The organism is Allostreptomyces psammosilenae, from assembly GCF_013407765.1.
GTDB classification, from domain to species: Bacteria; Actinomycetota; Actinomycetes; order Streptomycetales; family Streptomycetaceae; genus Allostreptomyces; species Allostreptomyces psammosilenae.
Window position 1 is genome coordinate 792,631 of sequence record NZ_JACBZD010000002.1, and the last position, 21,450, is coordinate 814,080.

Genomic DNA, 21,450 nt, shown 5'->3' on the forward strand with positions numbered 1-21,450 from the left:
CACTCCGTCATCGGCCGGTCCGCCGACCGGGCGGCGGTGCCCGGACGCCGGACCCGCGCCTCCCCACGATGTCTGTACGCTACCCCGGCGCCGGCCGGTGATCCGGGCAGTGGTGGGCCGATCGCGCGGTCGTGGCGGCCGTGCCGGAGCCGTCCGCCTCTCCGCGGCGCGCCCGACGCCCCTCCGGCAACTCTCCGCGATGTGGAAGTCGCTTTCCGATGATGCTTGCCTCGGTGACGCCCGCTCCGTAGCGTGGCGGCGGGCCGAGTGTGCCCACCGCCGCGCGCACCACGAAGGAGCTTCCCATGGCAGATCGGCTGACGACCGGCGACACCGCCCCGGCCTTCTCCCTGCCCGACGCCGACGGCCGGCAGGTCTCGCTGGCCGACTACGCGGGCCGCAAGGTGATCGTCTACTTCTACCCGGCGGCGATGACCCCGGGCTGCACCAAGCAGGCCTGCGACTTCACCGACAACCTGGAGGTCCTGGCGGGCGCCGGCTACGACGTCGTGGGCATCTCGCCGGACGCCCCGGCCAAGCTCGCCGCCTTCCGCGAGAAGGAGTCGCTGCGGGTCACCCTGCTCTCCGACCCCGACAAGGAGGTCATGCGGGCCTACGGCGCCTTCGGGGAGAAGAGCCTGTACGGCAAGACGGTCACCGGAGTGATCCGTTCGACCGTCGTCGTGGACGGCGACGGCACGGTCGCGAAGGCCATGTACAACGTCAAGGCCACCGGTCACGTCGCCAAGATCATCCGCGATCTCGGCCTCTGAGGCACGGGAAGGCCGGGCGGCCGGCCCGGGCGGGCCGTGCGGCGGCGGGGCGGGTAGTACAGTGGCGCCGGGGGCCCGTACCCCAGCTGGCTAGAGGGCTTCGGTTTAGGTCCGAAGTGTCGTGGGTTCGAGTCCCACCGGGCCTACACGCGAACGGCGCGGCACCCCACGCGGGTACCGCGCCGTCGCCGTTCCCCCGCCGGGGAGCCGGCCCCGGCGACAGCCCGCCCGGCGGCGGCCCGGCTCAGCCGGCCCGGTCGAGCAGCTCGCGCAGCACCGGCACCAGCGCGCGGAACGCCTTCCCCCGGTGGCTGATGGCGTTCTTCTCCGCCGCCGTCAGCTCGGCCACGGTGCGCTCCTCGCCGTCCGGCTGGAGGATCGGGTCGTACCCGAAGCCGCCGGAGCCGACCGGCTCGTGGCGCAGCACCCCCGGCAGGGTCCCCTCCACGACGCGCTCGGTGCCGTCCGGCAGGGCGACGGCCGCCGCGCAGGCGAAGTGGGCCCGCCGGTGCTCGTCGGAGATGTCGGCGAGCTGCGCCAGCAGCAGCCGCAGGTTGGCCGCGTCGTCGCCGTGCCGGCCGGACCAGCGGGCCGAGAAGATGCCGGGGGCGCCACCGAGCACGTCCACGCACAGCCCGGAGTCGTCGGCGATCGCCGGCAGCCCGGTGGCCCGGGCCAGGGCGTGCGCCTTGAGCAGGGCGTTCTCCGCGAAGGTGACGCCGGTCTCGGGGACGTCCGGCACCTCGGGGAACGCGTCGGCGCCGACCAGCTCGGGCACCGGGCCGCCGAAGGAGTCGGCGGACTCGGTGAGGATCGCGCGGAGCTCGACGACCTTGTGCGCGTTACGGGTGGCGAGGACGAGGCGGTTGTGACTGCTCATGGCAGCGAGGGTAGGCGGTGCGGGCGCCCCGGGCACCGACCGGGGGCCCGCCGCCGCCCCATCGAGCCCGGATCTACCCGCCGCAGGCCGCGGTGAGGCCGTCCACGCCGCTGACGATGCCGTCCAGCTGGGGCGTCTGGCCGTCCTCGATGGCCGTGCGGGCCTCGGTCACCCCGGTGCTGATGTCCTCCACCGCCTGCTGGACCTCGTCGGTGGAGGTGTTCGCGGCCAGCTCGTCGAGGTTGCGCTCCATGCTCTCCAGGGCATCCAGCGCGGCCTGCGGGTCGTCCAGGGAGTTCTGCAGGGTCGTCAGGTCGGAGGTGATCTGGACGGCCGCCTGGCCGCAGTCGATCGCGTTGCTCAGCTCCGCGCAGGCGGTCGTGCCGGCGAGCAGCAGCCCGGCACCGGCGAGGGCCACCGCGGTGCGCCAGCGCCGGGTGCGGGTCGGGCGGGCTGCGGGGCGGGCGGGGGTGGGGGCCATGGCATTCCTCCATCGACTGTCGCGCGGTCGCGCTGCCGTGTACCGCAAGCCTGTCAAAGGCGGGCCCGCGGGGCCATGACGCGGAAGGTGACATCGCCCCTAAGGGGGACACCGGCCCGACGGGCCGCCGCCCCTAAGTGACGGGGCGACGACCGTCGGGGACGGCCGCCCCGCCATTCGGCCCGGGGGCGCGGGCGGCACTCCCGGGCGAGCCCTCCCGGGGCCGGTGCCGGACCGGCCGGCGTCAGCCCCGGTCGGTGGAGGGGAGTTCCTCGGCGAGGGCGACCTGCTGCAGCACCGTCAGCTCGGCGCAGCCCTTGACCGCCATGTCCAAGAGGGAGTCGAGCAGGGAGCGGTCGAAGGGGGCGCCCTCCGCCGTGCCCTGGACCTCGACGAAGCGCCCGTCCCCGGTGCAGACGACGTTCATGTCGGTCTCGGCCCGCACGTCCTCCTCGTAGGCGAGGTCGAGCATCGGGGTGCCGTCGATGATGCCGACGCTGACGGCCGCGACGCTGCCGGTGAGCACCTTGCGGCTGGGCCGGAGCATGCGGGTGCGGTGCATCCAGGCGACGGCGTCGGCCAGGGCGACGTACGCCCCGGTGATGGCCGCGGTCCGGGTGCCGCCGTCGGCCTGGAGGACGTCGCAGTCCAGCACGATGGTGTTCTCGCCCAGCGCCCGGTAGTCGATCACGGCGCGCAGCGAACGGCCGATCAGCCGGGAGATCTCGTGGGTGCGGCCGCCGATGCGCCCCTTGACCGCCTCGCGGTCGCCGCGGGTGTTGGTGGAGCGGGGCAGCATGGAGTACTCCGCGGTGACCCAGCCCTCGCCGCTGCCCTTGCGCCAGCGCGGGACGCCCTCGGTGACGCTGGCGGTGCAGAGCACGCGGGTGTCGCCGAAGTGCACGAGGACGGAGCCCTCGGCGTGGCGGCTCCAGCCGCGTTCCAGGGTGACGGGGCGGAGCTGGTCGGGGGTGCGGCCGTCGATGCGAGACATGCGGCTGAGCCTATCCGCCCCGGCGCGCGGCGCAGCGGCGCGCTGCCGGTGCCTCGCGGCCGGGCGTGGCGGCGGGTGCCGCGGGAGTCGAAGGCGCGCGGGAGTGTGAGGGCGCCGCGGGAGGCGGGGCGTGGAGGGTCGGGCGGGAGGGTCCGGGCGGCCCCGGCATGCCGCTGGGGCAGCCGGGGCCACCGGGGGACGTCACATCATGTCCTCGATCTCGGCCGCGAGCGGGTCGGCGTCGGTGCCGATGACGACCTGGATGGCGGTGCCCATCTTGACCACGCCGTGGGCGCCGGCGGCCTTGAGGGCCTTCTCGTCGACCAGGGAGGCGTCCTTCACCTCGGTGCGCAGCCGGGTGATGCAGCCCTCGATCTCCTCGATGTTGTCGATGCCGCCGAGGCCGGCGACGATCTTCTCAGCCTTGCTGGCCATGCGTGTCTCCTCGCTCCCACGGCCCCGCGGTCGGTGCACCGGGTGGACAGAACGGTTTACCTGTGCCCAATCGGTCCGTTATGTCACGGTAACTCATGAATGATTGGTCACTGTACGAACATATCGGATCTGTATCGGTCTGTTCCCGACGGGAACTCGGGGGGATCCCATCTTTCGGACGCCGTGCTAGAACAGGCCTACATCAACTGGTATAGACCAGATCAGCGGGTTGACCCGACCCTACCGGACTGGCGGCGGGACACGAACCCGCCCGTCACAGGAGGACGAGCATGAGTACCGCGAGTGCCGCGAGCGAGGCGCCGTCGAAGGGCAGGAACTGGCGCTCCAGCCTCTTCCAGAACCTCCAGAAGATCGGCCGCAGCCTCCAGCTGCCGATCGCCGTCCTGCCGGCCGCGGGTCTGCTCAACCGCCTGGGGCAGCCCGACGTCTTCGGTGCCGAGGGGCTGGGCTGGGACCGGGTCTCCCAGGTCATCGGCGCCGCCGGCGGCGCCGTCTTCGCCAACCTCTCCCTGCTCTTCTGCATCGGCGTGGCGATCGGCTTCGCGAAGAAGGCGGACGGCTCCACGGCGCTCGCCGCCGTCGTCGGCTACCTGGTCTTCAACAACGTGCTCACCGCCTTCCCCGACGACGAGGGCAACCCGCAGAACCCGGGCGTTCTCGGCGGCATCGTCGTCGGCCTGATCACCGCCGTGGTCTGGCAGCGCTACCACCGCACCAAGCTGGTGGACTGGCTCGGCTTCTTCAACGGCCGCCGCCTGGTGCCGATGCAGATGGCGCTGATCGGTCTGGTGCTCGGTATCCTGTTCGGCCTGCTGTGGGGCCCCATCGGCACCGGGCTGGAGAACTTCGGCGACTGGCTGATCGGCCTCGGCGCCCTGGGATCGGGCATCTTCGGCTTCATCAACCGCCTGCTGATCCCGATCGGCATGCACCAGTTCGTCAACACCTTCCTCTGGTTCCAGGTCGGTGACTTCACCAACGCGGCCGGCGAGGTGGTGCACGGCGACATCGCGCGGTTCTACGCCGGGGACCCGGAGGCCGGCATCTTCATGACCGGCTTCTACCCGATCATGATGTTCGGCCTGCCGGCGGCGGCCCTGGCGATCACCCACTGCGCCCGGCCCGAGCGCCGCAAGGAGGTCGGCGGCCTGATGCTGTCGGTCGCCCTCACCGCCTTCGTCACCGGCGTCACCGAGCCGCTGGAGTTCTCCTTCATGTTCGTCGCGCCGCTGCTGTACGGCCTGCACGCCGTGCTGACCGGCATCTCCATGGCGGTGACCTGGGCCCTCGGCATCAAGGACGGCTTCACCTTCTCCGGCGGCCTGATCGACTACGGCCTGGCCTGGAGCAACGCCACGCAGCCGTGGATGATCATCCCGGTCGGCCTGGTCTTCGCGGTCGTCTACTACCTGGTGTTCCGCTTCGCGATCACCCGGTTCAACCTCCCCACCCCGGGCCGCGAGCCCGAGGAGGACCTGGTGGACACCACCAAGCCGTGACGCCTCGCCCCACCGGCCCCACAGGGCCCGGTTCCGTTCCCCTCCGCACGGGGACGGAACCGGGCCCTGTGGCCTTTGCCAAACCGTGAGGGGTTGGGCATAGTCGGAAATGGCGCCCCGGCCGTGCCGTCCCCCGGCGGGTCGGCGGTGGCGCCCCCGACGAGACGCGCCGTACCGGGCCAGCAAAGACGACGCACCCCCGTGAAGAGAGCCATTCAATCCTCGGAGGTGCCGTGATGGCCTGGATCCTGTTGACGTTCGCCGGCCTGCTGGAGATCTGCTGGTCGATCGGCCTGAAGTACACCCAGGGCTTCACCCGGCTGTGGCCGAGCGTGTTCACCGTCGTCACTCTGGCCGGCAGCATGGTGCTGCTCGCCCAGGCCGCCCGGACCCTGCCGATCGGCACCGCCTACGGGGTGTGGGTGGGCGTCGGCGCGGTCGGCGCGGCGGTGCTCGGCATCGTGCTCTTCTCCGAACCCGTGACGGCGGGGCGGATCTTCTTCCTCAGCCTGCTGGTGATCGCCATCATCGGCCTGCGGGTCACCGGCGGGAGCCACTGACCCGCGTCCCTCGGCGCCGAGGCGCCTTTTCCACGCCCCTCCGGCCGGCTCCCGGGCGGCGGCTCCGCGCCGTCTGCCACACTGCCTGACTGCGCTGTGGGCGCCCGGGATCCGGCCGTGGCGAAGGAGTGGGAACGCTGTCCGAACACGTGGGGTCGCGCACGCCGTCCCGGACCGTGGTCACGGCCGTCATCGGCGGCGCCGCGGCCTGCGGTCTGCTCGCCGGGGTGGTCTCCGGGCTGCTGCGGGCGGGCGGAGGGGAGGAGCCACCGGCGGCGCTGCCGGCGACCACCGCAGCCGCCCCGACCTCCGCCGACCCCGCCGGCGCCGGCCCCTCGGCCTCGTCCCCCGCCGCCTCCCTCCCGGCGTCCGCCCCGGCCTCCCCCTCCGCCCCGGCCTCCGCCTCCGCCTCCGCCTCGGGCACCCCGGCCGTCCAGCCGGCGCCCGGCCCGGCGGCCGGGCGCTACACCCTGGTGCTGGCCGGCACCCAATTGGCCGCCGACGTCGAGGGCGCCTCGGTGGCGCCGGGCGCCCGGGTGATGGGCTGGCAGTTCAGCGGGGCGCCGCACCAGCTCTGGCAGCTCCAGCCGTCCCCGGCCGGCGGCTACCACCTGGTCGCCGCGCACAGCGGCCAGTGCCTGACGACGGCCGGAGGCGCGGGCGCCCCCGTGGTGCAGCAGCCGTGCGCCGACCCGGCGGCCGCCGGCGGGTGGGGCATCACGGCGCTGCCCGGGCTCCCCGGCCAGTGGGCCCTGACCGACGCCGCGACCGGGCTCGCCGTCGGCCTCGGCCCGGCCGGAGACTCCTCGCTCGCCCTACTGCCGCCCGGCAGCACCCAGGGCTGGGTCCTCACCCCGGCGTGACGCGCCGCCGAGACGGCGCCGCCCCGCCCCGGACGGGCCCCGCCCCGGACGGGCCCCGCCCGGGCGGGCCCCGCCCGGGCGGACCTGGCGGGGACGGGCCCGCCCCGGACGGGCCTCGCGGGCACCGCACGGGTTACGGAGCGCCGCCCTCCCCGGTGCGGGAGCGCCGACGCGGGAGCCGGAACAGCCGGTACAGCCGGCGCAGCGCCTCCTGGTCGCCGTGAGCCACCGCGGCGCCGGCGTCGACGGCCTCGGCGAGGCCGGTCCGGCCGGCGGCGATGTCGCGGAGGACCTCGCCGCCGGCCGTGACGCTCACGTCCGGCCGCTGGGCGGGGCCGTGGACCATGTCGATCGCGCCGTCGTCGATCCGGGCGTGGAAGACCTCGTCGTCGACGCGGAACTCGTAGACCGCCCGCAGGCCGGCCGCCGCGTCGGCGTCGAAGCAGGCCTCCAGACCGAGCAGTGCCCAGCCGGGGTGGAAGGTCTCCTCCTCCCGGGGGGAGTCCATCGCCCAGGTCAGCCCCCACCGGGCGAGCGCCAGCACGGCCGGGGCGAGGTCCTCGCCGGCGGGGGTGAGGGCGTAGGCGGGGGTGCGGGCCGGCGGGGGGAGGGTGACCCGGCCCACCAGCCCCTCGCGTTCCAGGTGCTTCAGCCTGGCGGCCAGCAGGCCGGTGCCCAGGCCGCGCAGGTTCCCCCGCAGGTCGCCGAAGCGCTTGGGGCCGGTCAGCAGCTCGCGGATCAGCAGCAGCGTCCAGCGCTCGCCGACCAGGTCGAGCGTGCGCGCGGTGGCGCAGTACTGGTTGTAGGTGCGCTGTTCCACTCCGTCATTCTAATCTTCGAGCTTCTCGATTCCGAACCGCAGTACCTGGGGGTGGAGCAGCAGGTCGGCCAGCGCCCGGGGGTGGGTGAGCATGATGTCGTGCGGGCCGTCCAGGGGGATCGGCCGGTATCCGATCGCCGTGCCGAGGCGGTCGAACGGATAGGTGAGCGGCCGGCAGTAGACGGCGGTCCCGGGTATCCGGTCGACGGCCCCGCTGAGCCGGGTGGCCTCGGTGAAGGAGCGCAGCGGCTGCGGCCGCAGGCGCCGGGCGAGCCGGTCCGCGTCGTGCGGGTCGGTCACGCCGAAGCTCGCGGGCGGGGGCGCGGGCACCTGGCGGCCGTCCGCGCCGGCGCGTGCGGCGGCCCGGACGGCGTCCGCGAAGCCGCGCGGCGCCAGGCCGAACATGCTGGCCCCGTCGCGGCCCGCCCAGCCGTCCACCAGGACGACGTGGCGCACCGCCCCGGGCCGCTGGTCGGCGGCCTGGCGGACGACCAGGCCGGCGTAGCTGTGGCCGACCAGCACCAGGTCGTCGGCGCCGGCCGTGGCGTCGAGCGCGGTGACGACCTCCCGGACGTGGTCGTGCAGGCCGGTGTCGGCCTCCAGGGTGAGGGCCGGCGTGACGGTGCGCGCGCCGGCCCGGTGCAGTAACGGGGTGAGGCGGTCCCAGGCCCACGGGCCGTGCCAGGCGCCGTGGACGAGAACGAAGGTGGTCATGCGGTGCGGTTCCTTCCGTGCCGAGCGGGTGGCCCGCTGCTTCCTGCTCTCGAAGGCTGCTTCCTACTTCCGAAGTCTATGGTTCATTTTCAGGAAGCAACAGGGGTGCGGGCGGACTCCTCGACGACGACAGGGGCGCCCGGGCGGAAGGAGGGACCTTCCGTCCGGGCGCCCCTGTCGCGCCCGCGCCGCGGCTACCGCGCGGCCGCCGATCAGCCCACCGGGAGGGTCATGCCGGGGTCGTCCGCGCCGCCGGAGTCGGACCCGGAGCCGGAGCCGTCGCCCGCGCTGTCGCCGCTGGTTCCGGTGCCGGTGCCACCCGTTCCGGTGCCGGCGTTCCCGTTCCCGGCATCCGGCTGGGTGCCGCCGGAGTCCGTCCCGGAGCCGGTCGACCCCCCGGACGATCCACCGCCACCGGTCTGACCGGAGCCCGTCCCGCCGGAGACCGCCCCGCCCGACGGCGCGGCGCCGCCCGCCGGCGGCTGCACCACCGGTGGCGCGACCGGCGTGGAGCCGCCCGTGGCACCGGCGGTCGGTCCCGCCGTCGGCCCGGTGGTGGCGCCCGCTCCCGGCTCCGCCACCGGGGCCGGGCTGCCGGACGGCGTCGCCCCGGCCGTCGGCTCCTGCTGCACCGGCGACGCCGACGCCGAGGCCGACGGCTGCCCGGACGGGGCCTGCGAGGCGTCCAGCAGGTCCTCGCTCAGCGAGAACTCCCGCACCGGCTCGCCCTGGAGCGCCACCGTGTTGTAGGCGGTCCAGATGCGCGTCGGGAAGTCACCGCCGTGTACCGACCCGCCGCCGCCCAGGCCGCGCAGCGACAGCCGTGCGTGCGTCTGCGGGTCCTCCCGGAACATGCCCACGCTCGTGGCCAGGTTCGGGGTGTAGCCGGTGAACCAGGCCGAGTTGTTGTCGTCCGTGGTGCCGGTCTTGCCGGCGGCCGGGCGCTCCAGCGCCATCGCGGCGTAGCCGGTGCCCGACGGGCTGATCACGTCCTGGAGCACCGACGTCACCGAGTCGGCGACGTCCCGGTCCAGCGCCCGGGTGGGCTCGTGCTCCGGCAGCTCCACCGTCTCGCCGTCGCGCTCCGCCTTCAGCACGGTCCACGGCTCGTAGTGCTCCCCGTGCGCCGCGAAGGTGCCGTAGGCGCTCGCCATGTCCAGCGCGCTGGGCGAGGCCACACCGAGCGAGAGGGCGGCGTGCGGCGCCAGGTCGCTGGTGCTCTCCGGGATGCCCAGGGCGATGGCGGTGTCCACCACGTTCTCCAGCCCCGCGTCCACGCCGAGCTGGGCGAACACCGTGTTCACCGACTTCTGCATGGCCGTGCGGATGGTGATCTGCCCGTAGGAGCGCTCGCCCTCGTTCGGCGGCTCGTAGGGCGGGGCGCCCGAGGCGATCCCCTGGATCGGGATGCGGTTGTTGCCGTTGTAGTAGGTCTCGGTGGTGACCGGGCGCCCGTCCCGGGTCCGGGCGCCCTCCTGGAGCGCCGTGGCCAGCACGATGGGCTTGAAGGTGGAGCCCACCTGCACGTCCCGGCGGGTCGCGTCGTTGACGAACTGCTCCAGGTAGTCCGGCCCGCCGTAGATCGCCATCACCTGGCCGCTGTTCGGATCCAGGGACGCCGCGCCGACCCGCACGTTGCGGTCCGCCTCACGGGTCTCGGGGTCCAGCGCGCTGTACAGCTCCTGCTCCACCGCCGCGATCAGCGCGGCCTGCTTGTCCGGATCGAAGGTGGTGGTGATCTCCCACCCGCCGGCGGCCAGGCTGGCCTCGTCCACGACACCGGCGTCCAGCAGCTCCTGCTGGGCCATCTCGATCAGGTAGCCGGCCTGCCCGCCGACGCCGTCCTGCGGCGCCTGGTCGATCGGCTCCGGGAACTCCATGCCCGCGCGCTCGCCGGCGTCCAGCCAGCCGGACTCCACCATGCCGTCCAGCACGTAGTTCCAGCGGGCGACGGCGGCGGCGCGGTCCTCCGCGTCGGCCGTGGCCACGTCGTACCGGCTCGGCTGGTTCACCAGGGTGGCCAGGTAGGCGCCCTCGGCCACGGTCAGCTCGGAGGCGTCCTTGTCGTAGAAGGCCCGCGCGCCGGCCTGGATCCCGTAGGCGTTGCGACCGAAGTAGCTGGTGTTGAGGTACCCCTCCAGGATCTCGTCCTTGGACATCTCCCGGTCCACCCGCAGCGCGATCAGGATCTCCTTCGCCTTCCGCGCGATGGTGCGGTCCTGGCTCAGGTAGTAGTTCTTCACGTACTGCTGGGTGATGGTCGAACCGCTCTGCGTGCCGCCGCCGGTCGCCATGTTCCAGCCGGCCCGCGCGATGGCCAGGACGTCGATGCCCGGATCGGAGTAGAAGTTGCGGTTCTCCGCCGCGAGCATCGCCTTCTGCACGTGCTCGGGCACGACCGAGAGGTCCACGTTCTCCCGGTCGACGTCGCCGGTCCGGCCGATCTCCGTGCCGTCCCGGTACAGCCATATGTTGACCTCCTGGATGGCGGCGGCGTTCGGGTCCGGCACCGGGGTCATCTGGTAGGCGGCGTAGGCGCCGCCGGCGCACGCCAGCACGAACAGCATCGCGCCGCCGACCACCATCCGCCAGGTGGGCAGCAGGCGCCGCCAGCCGTGGCGGCGCTTGGAGCTGCGGAGGATCCGGGCCAGCACGCTGCGCCGCTTCGGTTCACCGGCGCCCAAGGAGTCGGTGTCCCGCGCCGGGCCGCCGCCGTCCGGGGGCACGTCGGCGCCGCCCGCCGGCACGGCGCCACCCGCCGTGGGGCTCGCGGTGGTGACGCTCGTGGTGGTGAGGCTCGCCGGGGTGGCGCTCGCGGTCGTGACGGCCGCCGGGTCCGGCAGGGCCCTGAGCTGCACCGTGCGGTCGGCGGCCGGCACCTCGTCGGCCACGGCCCCCGCCCCCACCAGGGCCGCCGCCCCGTCGCTGGCCGGGGTCTCGTCGTCCGCCGGCGCCTGCGCCTGCGCCTGCGCCGGGTCCGGGTCCTGGTCCGCGACGGCGGCGGCTCCGGCCACCGGGGCAGGCGCGGCCACCCGTGCCGTCAGGACGGCCAGCGGGACGGGCCGCAGCGGCATGGTCTCGTCCGGCGCCGGGCCCGCCGCCTCGTCGCCGCCCTGGCGGTCCTGGCCGCTCTGGCCGCTCGGGCCCTCCTCGCCGTGCTCGCCGTGCTCGCCGACCGGAGCGTCCTCACCGTCCCGGGCGTCCTCACCGACTGGAGCGTCCTGGTTGTCCTCGGCCTCCCGGGTCTTGGGCGCGTCCGGTGCACCGTCGGCCCCACCGCCCGCGACCGGGTCGCGATCCGCCCCGCTCGCGCCCTCGTCCTCCTCGGCCGGCTTCTCCTCAGCCCGGGCCTGGTCGGTGGTGGCCCGGTCGGCGCGGTCGCCCCCCGCTACGGCGGCCGCGTCGTCGTCCGGGCTGCCGTCATCCGCGTCGTCGTCCCCCGTGCCGGTCGCTCCGTCGGAGCCGTCCTCGGGGCCCGTGGCGGGGGAGTCGGCCTCGCCCACGGGGGCGTCGCCCGGTTGGCCGTCCTCGACGGACTCCCGGGTCTCCCGCTCGCCCGTCGTCGCGCCGTCGGGTGCGGGTCTGTCGGGGGAGGGGGCGTCCTGGGAGGTCCGATCCTTGCTGCGTTCGTTCTCGACGGGCATCGTGCTGTGTGTCTCCTCGGCCGCGAAGGCTCCGCGCGCGATCGCTGCGGATGGCGTGACGACGGAACGCCTCCGCGGGCCACGTACGGCGGCGGGGCTGTTCGAATGGTGCCGGGGAGGACGATTCCACCCGTGGTGCGGGGGTTGTACCGGCCGGCGTCTCAAGCTAACACCGGACGGAAATTCGACGTCGCGCCACGAGGTGGCGCCACTCACAGGCGCCCGTGTGGATCAACGCGGGCCTGCTCCGTCCGGCCGCGCGACCTCCCGCGGGACCGCCCGCGGGACCGCCCGCGGGCCTCCAGGGACCCGGCGGGCGCCGGCGCCGTACCGTGACGTGACGCGACGCGACGCACCAGGCGGGTCCGCCCCGGCCTTCCGGCCGGCGGACGGACCCGCCTGGGTACGAGCCTGTCTGTGACGAGGAGAACGGCAGGTGCCGCGCCGACCGCGATCGACCGCGATCAGGGGAGGCGGTGGGGCGGTCGGTCGGCGTGCCTCAGTAGTAGCGCAGCGAGTCCGCGGTGATCGTGAGGCTGGAGGTGTACGGCTGCATGACGGCTACCAGGCCGCCCGAGCAGTCCAGTCCGAGGTAGAGGTGCGCCACGCGGTCCGTCTGGTTGGACGGCAGCGAGGCGGGTTGCGCGCCGTCGGAGAGGGCGTGGCACACGTGGTCGGCCGGGTCGAGGATGACGTGCCGCCCGGCATCGGCGGTGGTGTACGAGAAGAACCCGGCGGCGGCCGACGCGCTGTCGACGGGCAGGGCGAGGGCCAGCAGCGCGCCGGCGCCGGCGGCGGCAAGGGCGGGGTGGAGGGGCATCGGGTGCACTCCCCTCGGAGTGGGGCGGGTGGGTCGCTTGATGGATACCCGCCCCCTCCGCCCTTGCCGCCGGTGCGCCGGGCCGAGCCCGTTGCGCCGCGGGGGCTAGAAGTAGCGCAGCCCGTCGGCTTCGAGCGCGGGGTCGGCGGTGGAGTACGGCTGGATGACGCCGATCAGCCCGCCCGTGCAGTCGGCGCCGTTGTAGAGGTGGGCGCCCTTGTCGGTCTGGTTCGACAGGTGGGTGGCCCGGAACTCCTCGTCGGCGAGGGCGTGGCAGGTGCCGTCCGCCGGGTTGACGATGGTCTGCGGGGTGGGGTTGGCGTAGCTGAAGGTCCCGGTCGCCGCGGAGGCGGTGCCGGTCGGGAGGGTGAGGACGAGCAGCGCGGCGCCGGCGGTGGCGGCGAGGGCGGGGTGGATGCGCATGGTGAACGGGTCTCCTTCGACCTGAACCGTCGCGTGGATGTCGGCAGTTCCTGTTTATCGGAAGGTGAGCACCGCGATACTCACTGTCATCACATCGTGTGATTCTCGCGCCGGGGAGGTTAGCCACCGCCGTGGCGCGGACAGGGATCAGGCACTGCCGGGCGCCGGAGGGCCGGGGCGCCGGGGCCGGAACGGGGTCCGCTCCGGGCTCGCCCCTCCCGGCGCGTCCCTCCCGCGCCACCGGCTCACTCCCCGTGCGCGCCCGCTCCCACCTCGGCGAGGGCGGCGCGGACCCGCTCCACGGCCCCGGCGGTCGTCGAGCCGTGCGCCGAGAGCCGCACGTGCTCCGGGCGGACCGTGGCCACCACGCCGCAGGCCTCCAGCGCCCGCCCGACGGCGGCGGTGTCCCGGCCCGGCAGCGTGAACGTCACGATGCCGGCCCGCTCCGCCGGATCCACCGGGGAGGACGGCACGCCGCCGGCCGCCCGCACCACCTCCAGCAGCTCACCGACCACCTCGGTGACGTACGCGTCCAGGGCGGGCACCCCCACCGACTCCACCAGCTCCAGGGCGGAGGCCAGCCCGCCGGCCGTCACCGGGGAGGGGTTGCTGAGCGAGAAGCGGCCGGCGTCGGGCAGCGGCTCGTGGGTGCGGTCGTCGAAGGCGTAGGCGTCCTGGGCCCCGGTCCAGCCGCTGAGCACCGGTTCCAGCCGCTCCAGCGCCCGGTCCCGCACCACCATGAACCCGGTGCCCCAGCCGGCGCGCAGCCACTTCTGGCCGCCGACGACGATGACGTCCGCGGCCTCCCAGGCCATGTCGGCGACCCCGAAGCCCTGGATCGCGTCGACGATCAGCAGACGGTCGCCGGCGACCTCGCGCAGCGCCGCGAGGTCGGCGCGGTGGCCGGAACGGAAGTCCACCGCGCTCACCGCCACCGCCACGACGGAGTCCGCGGGGCCCGCGTCCGTGGACCGTCCGCCCGCGAGCTGTGCGGCGGGGGCCGCGCCCGGCCCGCGGGTGCCCTCCAGGGCGGCCCGGACGGTGTCGGGGGTGGCCCACCCACGGTGGTCCAGGGGCACCGGGAGCGCCCGGGAGCGGCCCAGCGACGCGGCGCGTTCCCAGGCGTAGCGGTTGCTCGGGAACTGCCGGCTGGGCAGCAGCACCCGCCCGCCGGGCAGGCCGAACGCCACGTGGAACAGCCCGGTGGAGGTGTTGGGCACCAGGACGACCTGGTCGGTGCGGGCCCGGGCCAGCCGGGCGGCGGCGGCCCTGGCCCGCTCGTACGCGGTCATCAGGTCGCCGACCGTGCCGGGGCCCGGGTCCGCCAGCCGTCCCATCATCTCGGCCTGGGTGCGCAGCACGGTGTCGGAGGGCGGGCCGACGGAGGCGAAGTTGAGGTAGCCCTCCGACTCCGAGAAGTGCTCGGCGTATCCGGGCAGCCCGCCGGGGGAGGAGGACGCCGGTGGGGTGGTGGCGTTCGTTGATCGGATCATGTTCCCAGACGGTAGGACCTGCCCGACCTCGGGCGCTCGCGCGGTCTCGGGGGCGAGCCGGGGGTGGACTAGGGGAGCGATCAGGGAGTGGCCCCGGCGTTTTCCGACTCCGCTGGGGGAGAATCGACCCTGTGGACCAGCCGCACCAGGCGCTGAGAACGCCGCGACCGCCGACGTCGCGGCCGTCTTCGCCGTCCCCGAAGTCGGCGCCCCCGCCGCCCCCGCGCGGGCCGGTGGTGGGCGCGTCCCGGCGCGGCGCCGCGGCGCCCTTCGCCGCGGACGAGGAGAAGCGGCGCGGTGTGCGCCGGATGAAGCTGGTGGCCACCGGCTTCCTCGCCGTCGCCACCGTGGTGTTCGTGCTGGCCAGGTGGGCGGAGGCGTCGGGGGCCGGCCCGTGGGCCGGTTACGTGCAGGCGGCAGCGGAGGCGGGCATGGTGGGCGCGCTGGCCGACTGGTTCGCCGTCACGGCGCTGTTCCGACGGCCGCTCGGGCTGCCGATCCCGCACACCGCGATCATCCCCACCCGCAAGGACGCCATCGGCACCAGCCTCGCCGACTTCGTCGGTGACAACTTCCTCAGCGAGGAGGTCATCCGGCGGCGGCTGAGCGGGATGGGCATCGGGGCCCGACTGGGCGGCTGGCTGGCCGAGCCGGCCAACGCGGAGCGCACCACCGCCGAGCTGTCCACGGCGGTCCGCGGCGTCCTGCGGGTGCTGCGCGACGAGGACGTCCAGACGGTGATCGCCCGCGCGGTGACCCAGCGGGCGGCGCGCACCCAGGTGTCGCAGCCGCTCGGCGAGCTGCTGGACCGCGTCGTCGCCGACGGCGGCCACCGCGGGCTGGTGGACCTGGTGTGCAACCAGGCACACGACTGGCTGGTCAAGCACCGCGACGCGGTGATCGACGCGGTCGGCTCGGGCGCGCCCGGCTGGACGCCGAGGTTCGTCGACGAGCGGATCGGCGCGGCCGTCCACCGGGAACTGCTGCGCTTCGTGACCGACGTCCGTGACGACCGCCAGCACGCGGCGCGCGGCGCGGTGGACCGTTTCCTGCGCGACTTCGCCAACGACCTGCGCAACGACCCCGACACGATGATGCGGACGGAGCGGCTGAAGATCGAGGCGCTGTCGCGTCCGGAGCTCCAGCAGATCGTGGCCTCGGCGTGGCGCGGCCTGCGGGAGATGATCGAGTCCGCCGCGGAGGAGCCGGAGAGCGAGCTGCGGGCGCGGCTGCGCGACGCCGTGCGGGGCCTCGGCCGGCGGCTGGCCGAGGACCCCCGCCTCCAGGGCAAGGTCGACGCGTGGCTGGAGGACGCCGCCGCCTACCTGGTCTCCACCTACCGCGGCGAGATCACCTCGCTGATCACCGACACGGTGGCGAGCTGGGACGCGGAGGACACCTCCCGCAAGATCGAGACCCAGGTGGGCCGCGACCTCCAGTTCATCCGGATCAACGGCACCGTGGTGGGCGCCCTGGCGGGGCTGGTCATCTACACCCTCTCGCACCTGTAGACGAGCGGCGCGGCCACGGCGCCCCCGGGTGGTCGCCGCTCAGTCGCCGTCGCCGACGAGGTCGGTGAGGCCTCCGTTCAGCAGGTCGTTGAGCCCGCCGACCAGGTCGAAGTGGAAGCCACCGACGTCGTTGGTGTACGAGGTGGTGCTGTTGGTGTTGTGCGTCTCGGTCTGGTTGATGTTGTGGGTTTCGTTGGGGGCGGTGTCGGTGCGCTCCTGGGCCACGGCGGGAGTCGTCCATCCGAGCACCGCGACCATCATCGGCACGGTGGCCGCGGCGACGATCGCGTCGCGGGTGATGACGCGCTGTCCGATGTGGTGCGCCCGGTCGACGTGGCGGAACATGGGGCCTCCAAGGGTTATGGCGGGACCTTCCCGCAGGAAGAACCTCGGGCGTTGGTACACATGGCTCAATGCGTCCGGGCCGATTCCATCCGATTGGCTCGCGCCCGTCCGAGTGGTTCCCGGGTTCTCGGCGGCCGGCGTGCGGCGAGGGGGTTTCGCCAGCTCATGGCCGCGTCGGGTGAGGGGCGGGGTTTTCCGTGGCCGGTGTGGTCCGAGGGGGTTCCGTCAGCTCCGTGCCATCCCCGTCCGAGAGGGTTTCGCCAGCTCCTCGCCATCCGGCCCGAGGGCCCGGGCTTCGCCGCCACGGCCCGAGGGCGGGGTTTTCCACAGGAGGCGTGAGTGCCTTTGCCTGCGTGCCCGTCACTCTGCTATCCCCATGAACAAGGGGGGTTTGAGTTATCCACAGGGAGAGGGTTCCCCCTTGTGGCCGGCCGCCCTTTCCGGATACTCCTGGGAAACAAGGGGGGCCTGGGTTATCCACAGGGGTTGGCTCCCTCTTGCGTCCGTGGGCTTTTTGGGATACCCCTGGGAAACAAAGGGGGCCTGGGTTATCCACAGGGGCGGGTTCCCTCTTGTGGCGGTGGGCTTTTTGGGATACCTCTGGGAAACAGGGGGGCGTGGGTTGTCCACAGGCTGAACGAATCCCCTTGCATCCCCTCCGGCTCTCTTGCTAAGCCTGGAGAAAAAAGGGGGGCGTGAGTTTTCCACAGGGGGACGCGGGGGCTGGTGGGCCGGCCTGTTTCGTGCGATCCTGTGGCGCGCAAAGTTGTTGGTGGTCAGTCATGCGCCTCCCCCGCCGCGGCATCGCGGAGAGTTCGTCTGGTGGTTCCCGGGCGGACCGGTCGACGTCACCCCCGCAGCACCGCCGTGGGAGACACCGTGGGCATGGACACGCTGACCCGTCCGGCCGAGGGCACCCGTGCCCCCGCCCGCGAGGAGGCCGGGCCGCGCGATGGAGGACTCTCCGTCGCGTCGCGGAGACCTCCGGAGCCGACCCCCGCCCACACCGCCCTCGCGACCGCCACCCACACCCCCCACACCGCCCTCGCGACCGCCACCCACACCCCCCACACCGCCCTCGCGACCGCCACCCACGCCACGCCCGCCACGCGCCCCACCACAACCCCCCACCCGGCGGGCGGGATGTCCCCGAACGGCGCCGCCCCGCCGCCCACCCCGCCGCCCACCCCCACCCGGCCGCTGCGCGTCGCGGTGGTCGCCGAATCGTTCCTCCCCAGCGTCAACGGCGTCGTCAACTCGGTCTGCCGCAGCGTGGACCACCTGGTGGCCTCCGGCCACGACGTGGTGATCGTCGCCCCCGGACCCGGCCCCTCCCACTACCGGGGCGTGCCCGTGCTGCGGGTGCACAGCCTCCCGGTGCCCTTCTACCGCTCCTTCCCGGTCGGCCTCCCCGTCGGCCGCCCGCTGCGCCGCCTGCTGCGCGGCTGGGCGCCGGACGTCCTCCACGTCGCCTCGCCCGCCGTGCTCGGCGGCACGGCGCTGCGCGTCGCGCACCGCCTCGGAGTCCCCTCGGTCGCGGTCTTCCAGACGGACCTGGCGGGCTTCGCCCGCCGCTACCGGCTGGGCGGCGGCACCCGGCTGATCTGGCGGCGGCTGCGCCGCATGCACGGCAGGGCGACCCGCACCCTGGTGCCGTCCACCGACACCCTGCGCGCCCTGCGGGAGCAGCGGCTGCCCCGGCTGGAGCTGTGGCGGCGCGGCGTGGACGCCCAACGCTTCCACCCGAGCCACCGTTCCTCCACGCTGCGCCGCGCGCTGGCCCCCGGCGGCGAGGTGCTGGTGGGGTACGTGGGACGGCTGAGCAGCGACAAGCGGGTGCACCTGCTCGCCCCGCTGACGGAGCTTCCCGGCGTGCGGGTGGTGGTCGTGGGCGACGGCCCGGCGCGGGCCAGGTTGGAGCGCCTGATGCCGCGCGCGGTCTTCCTCGGCCTCCTCCAGGGGGAGGAGCTCTCGCGGGCCTACGCCTCCCTGGACGTCTTCGTGCACACCGGGGCGGACGAGACGTTCTGCCAGGCCGTGCAGGAGGCCATGGCCTCCGGAGTGCCGGTGGTGGCCCCCGCCTCGGGTGGTCCGCTGGACCTGGTGGACGACGGCCGTACCGGTCTGCTCTACCCGCCGGACGACGCCGCGGCGCTGCTCGCGGCGGTGCACCGGCTCACCCGCTCCCGGGCCACCCGGCGGGCGATGGGCGACTGGGGCCGGCGCGCCGTGCGGGAGCGCACCTGGACGGCGGTCGGCCGGCAGCTGGAGCAGCACTACCGGGAGGTGCTGGCGCAGGCCGCCGCCGGGCCCGGCTGAGCGGGCGAGGAGGTCGGCTGCTGCGCACCGAGGGTGGTCCCGCGCTCCGGCCCGGCGTTACCCGGGAGACCCTCCGGCGGGCCCGGCACGATCCGCTGCCGGAGGGGCGGGGCGGTTGCGCCGGCGCGGACCGCGGCCCGGTGGTCGCCGGCCCCGAACCGGAGCAGCCGCGGCGGGGCGCCGGACGGCGCGCTCAGCGTGGCCGGCGCAGCTCGCCCGCGACGACTCCGGCGACGAACGCGTCGTACTCGCCCGGGGTGAACACCAGCGGCCGCTGACCGGGGACGCGGGAGCCGCGCAGCGCCACCATGCCGTCGACGAAGCTGATCTGAACGCAGTTCCGCTTGTCGCCGCGGCTGTGACTGCTGCGCATCCATGACGCACGACTCAGATCAACCTGTTTCTTCATGACCGTCCTTTGCTGGAACCTGCACTGTGAAGGCGCGCTGTTACCGCGCGTTCACATTGCAGCCGTCGCGCTGTTGCAACGTCAATTCCGTCCGAGTGGCGGGACGGCCGGGATGCGCTTTCGGTCGGCATTGGATTGTCGGATCGAATGAGAAAAGGAAGAGCTGTTCGTATTGGCGGTCGTCCGGGGTGTGCATTCGCCCCGGACGCCGTCAGGCCCGCACCGCGGCCAGGTCGTGACCCCGCATCGCGTCGATGATCGGGTTGCCGGTCGGTGGCGGCACCTCGGCCGCCGGGCCCACCGTGCCGCGCATCACCTCGGCGATGCTGCCGCTGGTGGAGACCCGGTCCGCGCCGGCGAGCGAGGCGGCCCCGTCCGCGCCGGCGAGCGATCCGGCTGCGGCCCCGTCCGCGCCGGCGAGCGAGGTGGCCGCAGCCGCCGAGGCACCGGCCGGGTCCGCCCCGCCCTGGTGGCCGGCGTCCCCCGCCCGCCCGGCGTCGTAGCCGTCGCGCAGCCCGGTGGCGTTCTCCAGCCCCCGCCCCAGCAACTCGGTCAGCACGCCCTCCAGGGAGGCCAGCACGGCGTCCCCGGCCGCCGCCGTCAGCGCCTCGGCGGCCCGCTCGGCCGTCTCGCGCAGGATCTCCCGGACGGCCGTCCGGGCCGTCTGCGCCGGACCAAGCCCCGCCAGGCTCGGCAGCCCCGGGGTTGCCGGCGCGGCGGCGGCGACGGCCGCGGCGATCTCCGGCGCCAGGACGTCCAACTGCGCGACGATCGAGCACTTGCCGGCCTCGATCGCGGTGGCGGCGGTGTCCAGCGCGGAGGCGATGGTGCGGGAGGCGTCGGCCAGACCCTGGAAGTGCTGGCCGGAAACCTTCTCCCAGTGGCCGCCGAACGCCTCCATCCCCTCGCCGGAGCTGCCGGCCAGGAGCTGCGCGACGGCGCCGTCGGCCTCCTCGCGGGCCGAGGCGATCTCGTCGGCGTAGTCCCGGAACGCCTGCGCCACCTCGCGCACGGCGTCCTCGTCGAGGTCGGGCCAGGTGATCCCGATGACCCGCAGCGGGTACTCCAGCTCCTCCGGCAGCATCACCGCCATCGTGACCCCCTCGTCGGTGGCTCGATCCGCTTCGCCACGCCCCAGCAGCCGGCCAGTCATGGTAGTGGCGACCCCTGTGGAAAGGGGCCCGGGCGGTGCCGGGCGGGGGCGGCGGATCCCGACTGCGAAAGAGGTCGGCAACGCGCCCATTCGTCCCTTACGGGCAGGCCATAAGCTGACCCCGGACGGGTAAGGCGTCCGGGGACGGCGCGCCATGGCCGTCTCTACCGCGCCTTCGCTGATGACGGGAGCTGCTGGTGAGTGAGCCCAAGCCGATCGAGTCGTGGCTGACGGACATGGACGGTGTCCTGGTCCACGAGGGCAAGCCGATCCCCGGGGCCGAGGACTTCCTGCGGACCCTGCGCGAGTCCGGCAAGCCCTTCCTCGTCCTGACCAACAACTCCATGTACACCCCCCGTGACCTGCACGCGCGCCTCGCGGACATGGGGCTGGACGTGCCGATCGAGTCCATCTGGACGTCCGCGCTGGCCACCGCCAAGTTCCTGACCGGCCAGCGCCCCGGCGGCACCGCCTACGTGCTCGGCGAGTCCGGGCTGACCACGGCGCTGCACGAGGCGGGCTACATCCTGACCGAGCGCGAGCCGGACTACGTCGTCCTCGGTGAGACCCGCACCTACAGCTTTGAGGCGATCACCAAGGCGATCCGGCTGATCGTGGACGGCGCCCGGTTCATCGCCACCAACCCGGACAACACCGGTCCCTCGGAGGAGGGCGTGCTGCCGGCGACCGGCTCCGTCGCGGCGCTGATCACCGAGGCCACCGGCGTCGAGCCGTACTTCGTCGGCAAGCCGAACCCGCTGATGATGCGCGAGGCCCTGAACACCCTCTCGGCGCACTCCGAGACCACCGCGATGATCGGCGACCGCATGGACACCGACGTGGTGGCCGGCATGGAGGCGGGCCTGCGCACCTTCCTGGTCCTCACCGGCACCACGACGCGGGAGCAGGTGGACCGCTTCCCGTACCGGCCCACCAAGGTCGTCGAGTCGATCGCCGACGTGGTGGCGATGGTCTGAGCGCCGAGGCCCGACTCGGGGCGGCCCCGGACGGCGGCCCGGTGACGGCACGGTGGTGCCCCCGGGCGGCCGGCGGCCAGGGGACGCCCAGAGGAGGGCCAGAGCGGTGCCCGGCCCCCGCCCGTTTCGCCGCCGAACACACGGTTTCGGCCGCCGGGGACGGGCGTGTTCCCGCACGTTCCCCTATCGGAGTGTGCCGCAAGGCTCTACCGTGGGTCACGGCGAGCGCCTCGCGCGGATTCGGCCCGCAGCACCCGGGCGGGCCGGCGCGCGGAGGCAGTCCGGACTCGCCGAGCCCAGCGGGCTGACCCCCGCA

The 21,450-nt window shown here is 74.3% G+C and carries 20 protein-coding genes, 1 tRNA gene and 1 riboswitch; of the genes, 8 read left to right on the forward strand and 13 right to left on the reverse strand.

Translation table 11 applies throughout. The features are described 5' to 3' along the window. Positions 1 to 305 precede the first annotated feature (305 nt). Together bcp and FHU37_RS25690 are read left to right on the forward strand one after the other, a co-directional pair. Positions 306 to 773, forward strand: coding sequence for a thioredoxin-dependent thiol peroxidase (gene bcp, locus FHU37_RS25685; RefSeq protein ID WP_179817020.1), 468 nt, complete (start codon positions 306 to 308; stop codon positions 771 to 773). A gap of 71 nt (positions 774 to 844) precedes the next feature. Beyond that, positions 845 to 919, forward strand: a tRNA-Leu gene (locus FHU37_RS25690). A gap of 98 nt (positions 920 to 1,017) precedes the next feature. On the opposite strand, the gene rdgB is transcribed toward FHU37_RS25690, so the two are convergent. The 4 genes from rdgB to FHU37_RS25710 form a co-directional block, all read right to left on the reverse strand. Then, complete coding sequence (rdgB, locus tag FHU37_RS25695; RefSeq protein WP_179817021.1) at positions 1,018 to 1,653, reverse strand: RdgB/HAM1 family non-canonical purine NTP pyrophosphatase; 636 nt, start codon at positions 1,651 to 1,653, stop codon at positions 1,018 to 1,020. A gap of 73 nt (positions 1,654 to 1,726) precedes the next feature. Continuing rightward, a complete protein-coding gene (locus FHU37_RS25700) occupies positions 1,727 to 2,134 on the reverse strand; it encodes a hypothetical protein (RefSeq protein WP_179817022.1) in 408 nt (135 codons plus the stop codon). A 244-nt stretch (positions 2,135 to 2,378) separates the two neighbouring features. Further along, positions 2,379 to 3,128 (reverse strand): ribonuclease PH, encoded by a 750-nt coding sequence (rph, locus tag FHU37_RS25705; protein ID WP_179817023.1) that lies wholly within the window; start codon positions 3,126 to 3,128, stop codon positions 2,379 to 2,381. 201 nt (positions 3,129 to 3,329) lie between these two features. Continuing rightward, on the reverse strand, positions 3,330 to 3,563 hold the full coding sequence (locus FHU37_RS25710) for a PTS sugar transporter subunit IIB (protein ID WP_179817024.1): 234 nt from the start codon (positions 3,561 to 3,563) through the stop codon (positions 3,330 to 3,332). Positions 3,564 to 3,853: 290 nt separating this feature from the next. Here FHU37_RS25710 and FHU37_RS25715 point away from each other — a divergent pair, with 290 nt between their 5' ends. The 3 genes from FHU37_RS25715 (at position 3,854) to FHU37_RS29165 (ending at position 6,506) form a co-directional block, all read left to right on the forward strand. Next, positions 3,854 to 5,083, forward strand: coding sequence for a PTS transporter subunit EIIC (locus FHU37_RS25715; RefSeq protein WP_179817025.1), 1,230 nt, complete (start codon positions 3,854 to 3,856; stop codon positions 5,081 to 5,083). Between the two features lie 138 nt (positions 5,084 to 5,221). Next, a riboswitch (guanidine-III (ykkC-III) riboswitch) is annotated at positions 5,222 to 5,281 on the forward strand. Between the two features lie 38 nt (positions 5,282 to 5,319). Next, on the forward strand, positions 5,320 to 5,643 hold the full coding sequence (locus FHU37_RS25720) for a DMT family transporter (RefSeq protein WP_179817026.1): 324 nt from the start codon (positions 5,320 to 5,322) through the stop codon (positions 5,641 to 5,643). 149 nt (positions 5,644 to 5,792) lie between these two features. After that, positions 5,793 to 6,506 (forward strand): RICIN domain-containing protein, encoded by a 714-nt coding sequence (locus tag FHU37_RS29165; RefSeq protein ID WP_179817027.1) that lies wholly within the window; start codon positions 5,793 to 5,795, stop codon positions 6,504 to 6,506. A gap of 133 nt (positions 6,507 to 6,639) precedes the next feature. Here FHU37_RS29165 and FHU37_RS25730 read toward each other — a convergent pair whose 3' ends face one another. The 6 genes from FHU37_RS25730 to FHU37_RS25755 form a co-directional block, all read right to left on the reverse strand. Continuing rightward, positions 6,640 to 7,326 (reverse strand): winged helix-turn-helix transcriptional regulator, encoded by a 687-nt coding sequence (locus FHU37_RS25730; protein WP_179817028.1) that lies wholly within the window; start codon positions 7,324 to 7,326, stop codon positions 6,640 to 6,642. A gap of 9 nt (positions 7,327 to 7,335) precedes the next feature. Beyond that, positions 7,336 to 8,040, reverse strand: a complete 705-nt coding sequence (locus tag FHU37_RS25735; protein WP_179817029.1) for an esterase/lipase family protein — start codon at positions 8,038 to 8,040, stop codon at positions 7,336 to 7,338. 212 nt (positions 8,041 to 8,252) lie between these two features. Next, positions 8,253 to 11,684: a transglycosylase domain-containing protein gene (locus tag FHU37_RS25740; protein WP_246451296.1), complete on the reverse strand. Its 3,432-nt coding sequence runs from the start codon at positions 11,682 to 11,684 to the stop codon at positions 8,253 to 8,255. 499 nt (positions 11,685 to 12,183) lie between these two features. Then, a complete protein-coding gene (locus tag FHU37_RS25745) occupies positions 12,184 to 12,504 on the reverse strand; it encodes a hypothetical protein (RefSeq protein WP_179817030.1) in 321 nt (106 codons plus the stop codon). A gap of 105 nt (positions 12,505 to 12,609) precedes the next feature. Then, entirely contained in the window at positions 12,610 to 12,927 is a 318-nt protein-coding gene (locus tag FHU37_RS25750) for a hypothetical protein (RefSeq protein WP_179817031.1), read from the reverse strand. Between the two features lie 245 nt (positions 12,928 to 13,172). Then, entirely contained in the window at positions 13,173 to 14,420 is a 1,248-nt protein-coding gene (locus tag FHU37_RS25755) for an aminotransferase class V-fold PLP-dependent enzyme (RefSeq protein ID WP_179817032.1), read from the reverse strand. A 299-nt stretch (positions 14,421 to 14,719) separates the two neighbouring features. Here FHU37_RS25755 and FHU37_RS25760 point away from each other — a divergent pair, with 299 nt between their 5' ends. After that, positions 14,720 to 15,931, forward strand: coding sequence for a DUF445 domain-containing protein (locus FHU37_RS25760; RefSeq protein WP_376774063.1), 1,212 nt, complete (start codon positions 14,720 to 14,722; stop codon positions 15,929 to 15,931). 39 nt (positions 15,932 to 15,970) lie between these two features. Here FHU37_RS25760 and FHU37_RS25765 read toward each other — a convergent pair whose 3' ends face one another. After that, a complete protein-coding gene (locus FHU37_RS25765; RefSeq protein WP_179817033.1) occupies positions 15,971 to 16,276 on the reverse strand; it encodes a hypothetical protein in 306 nt (101 codons plus the stop codon). Positions 16,277 to 17,161: 885 nt separating this feature from the next. On the opposite strand from FHU37_RS25765, the gene FHU37_RS25770 reads away from it, so the two are divergent. After that, positions 17,162 to 18,595, forward strand: coding sequence for a glycosyltransferase family 4 protein (locus tag FHU37_RS25770; RefSeq protein ID WP_312892865.1), 1,434 nt, complete (start codon positions 17,162 to 17,164; stop codon positions 18,593 to 18,595). Positions 18,596 to 18,788: 193 nt separating this feature from the next. On the opposite strand, the gene FHU37_RS25775 is transcribed toward FHU37_RS25770, so the two are convergent. Then, the gene (locus FHU37_RS25775; protein WP_246451297.1) at positions 18,789 to 18,968 is read right to left on the reverse strand and encodes a DUF397 domain-containing protein; all 180 of its coding nucleotides are present in this window, start codon (positions 18,966 to 18,968) and stop codon (positions 18,789 to 18,791) included. Positions 18,969 to 19,215: 247 nt separating this feature from the next. Next, a complete protein-coding gene (locus FHU37_RS25780; RefSeq protein ID WP_179817035.1) occupies positions 19,216 to 20,097 on the reverse strand; it encodes a WXG100 family type VII secretion target in 882 nt (293 codons plus the stop codon). 257 nt (positions 20,098 to 20,354) lie between these two features. Here FHU37_RS25780 and FHU37_RS25785 point away from each other — a divergent pair, with 257 nt between their 5' ends. Next, a complete protein-coding gene (locus tag FHU37_RS25785) occupies positions 20,355 to 21,134 on the forward strand; it encodes an HAD-IIA family hydrolase (RefSeq protein WP_179817036.1) in 780 nt (259 codons plus the stop codon). Positions 21,135 to 21,450: the final 316 nt, after the last annotated feature.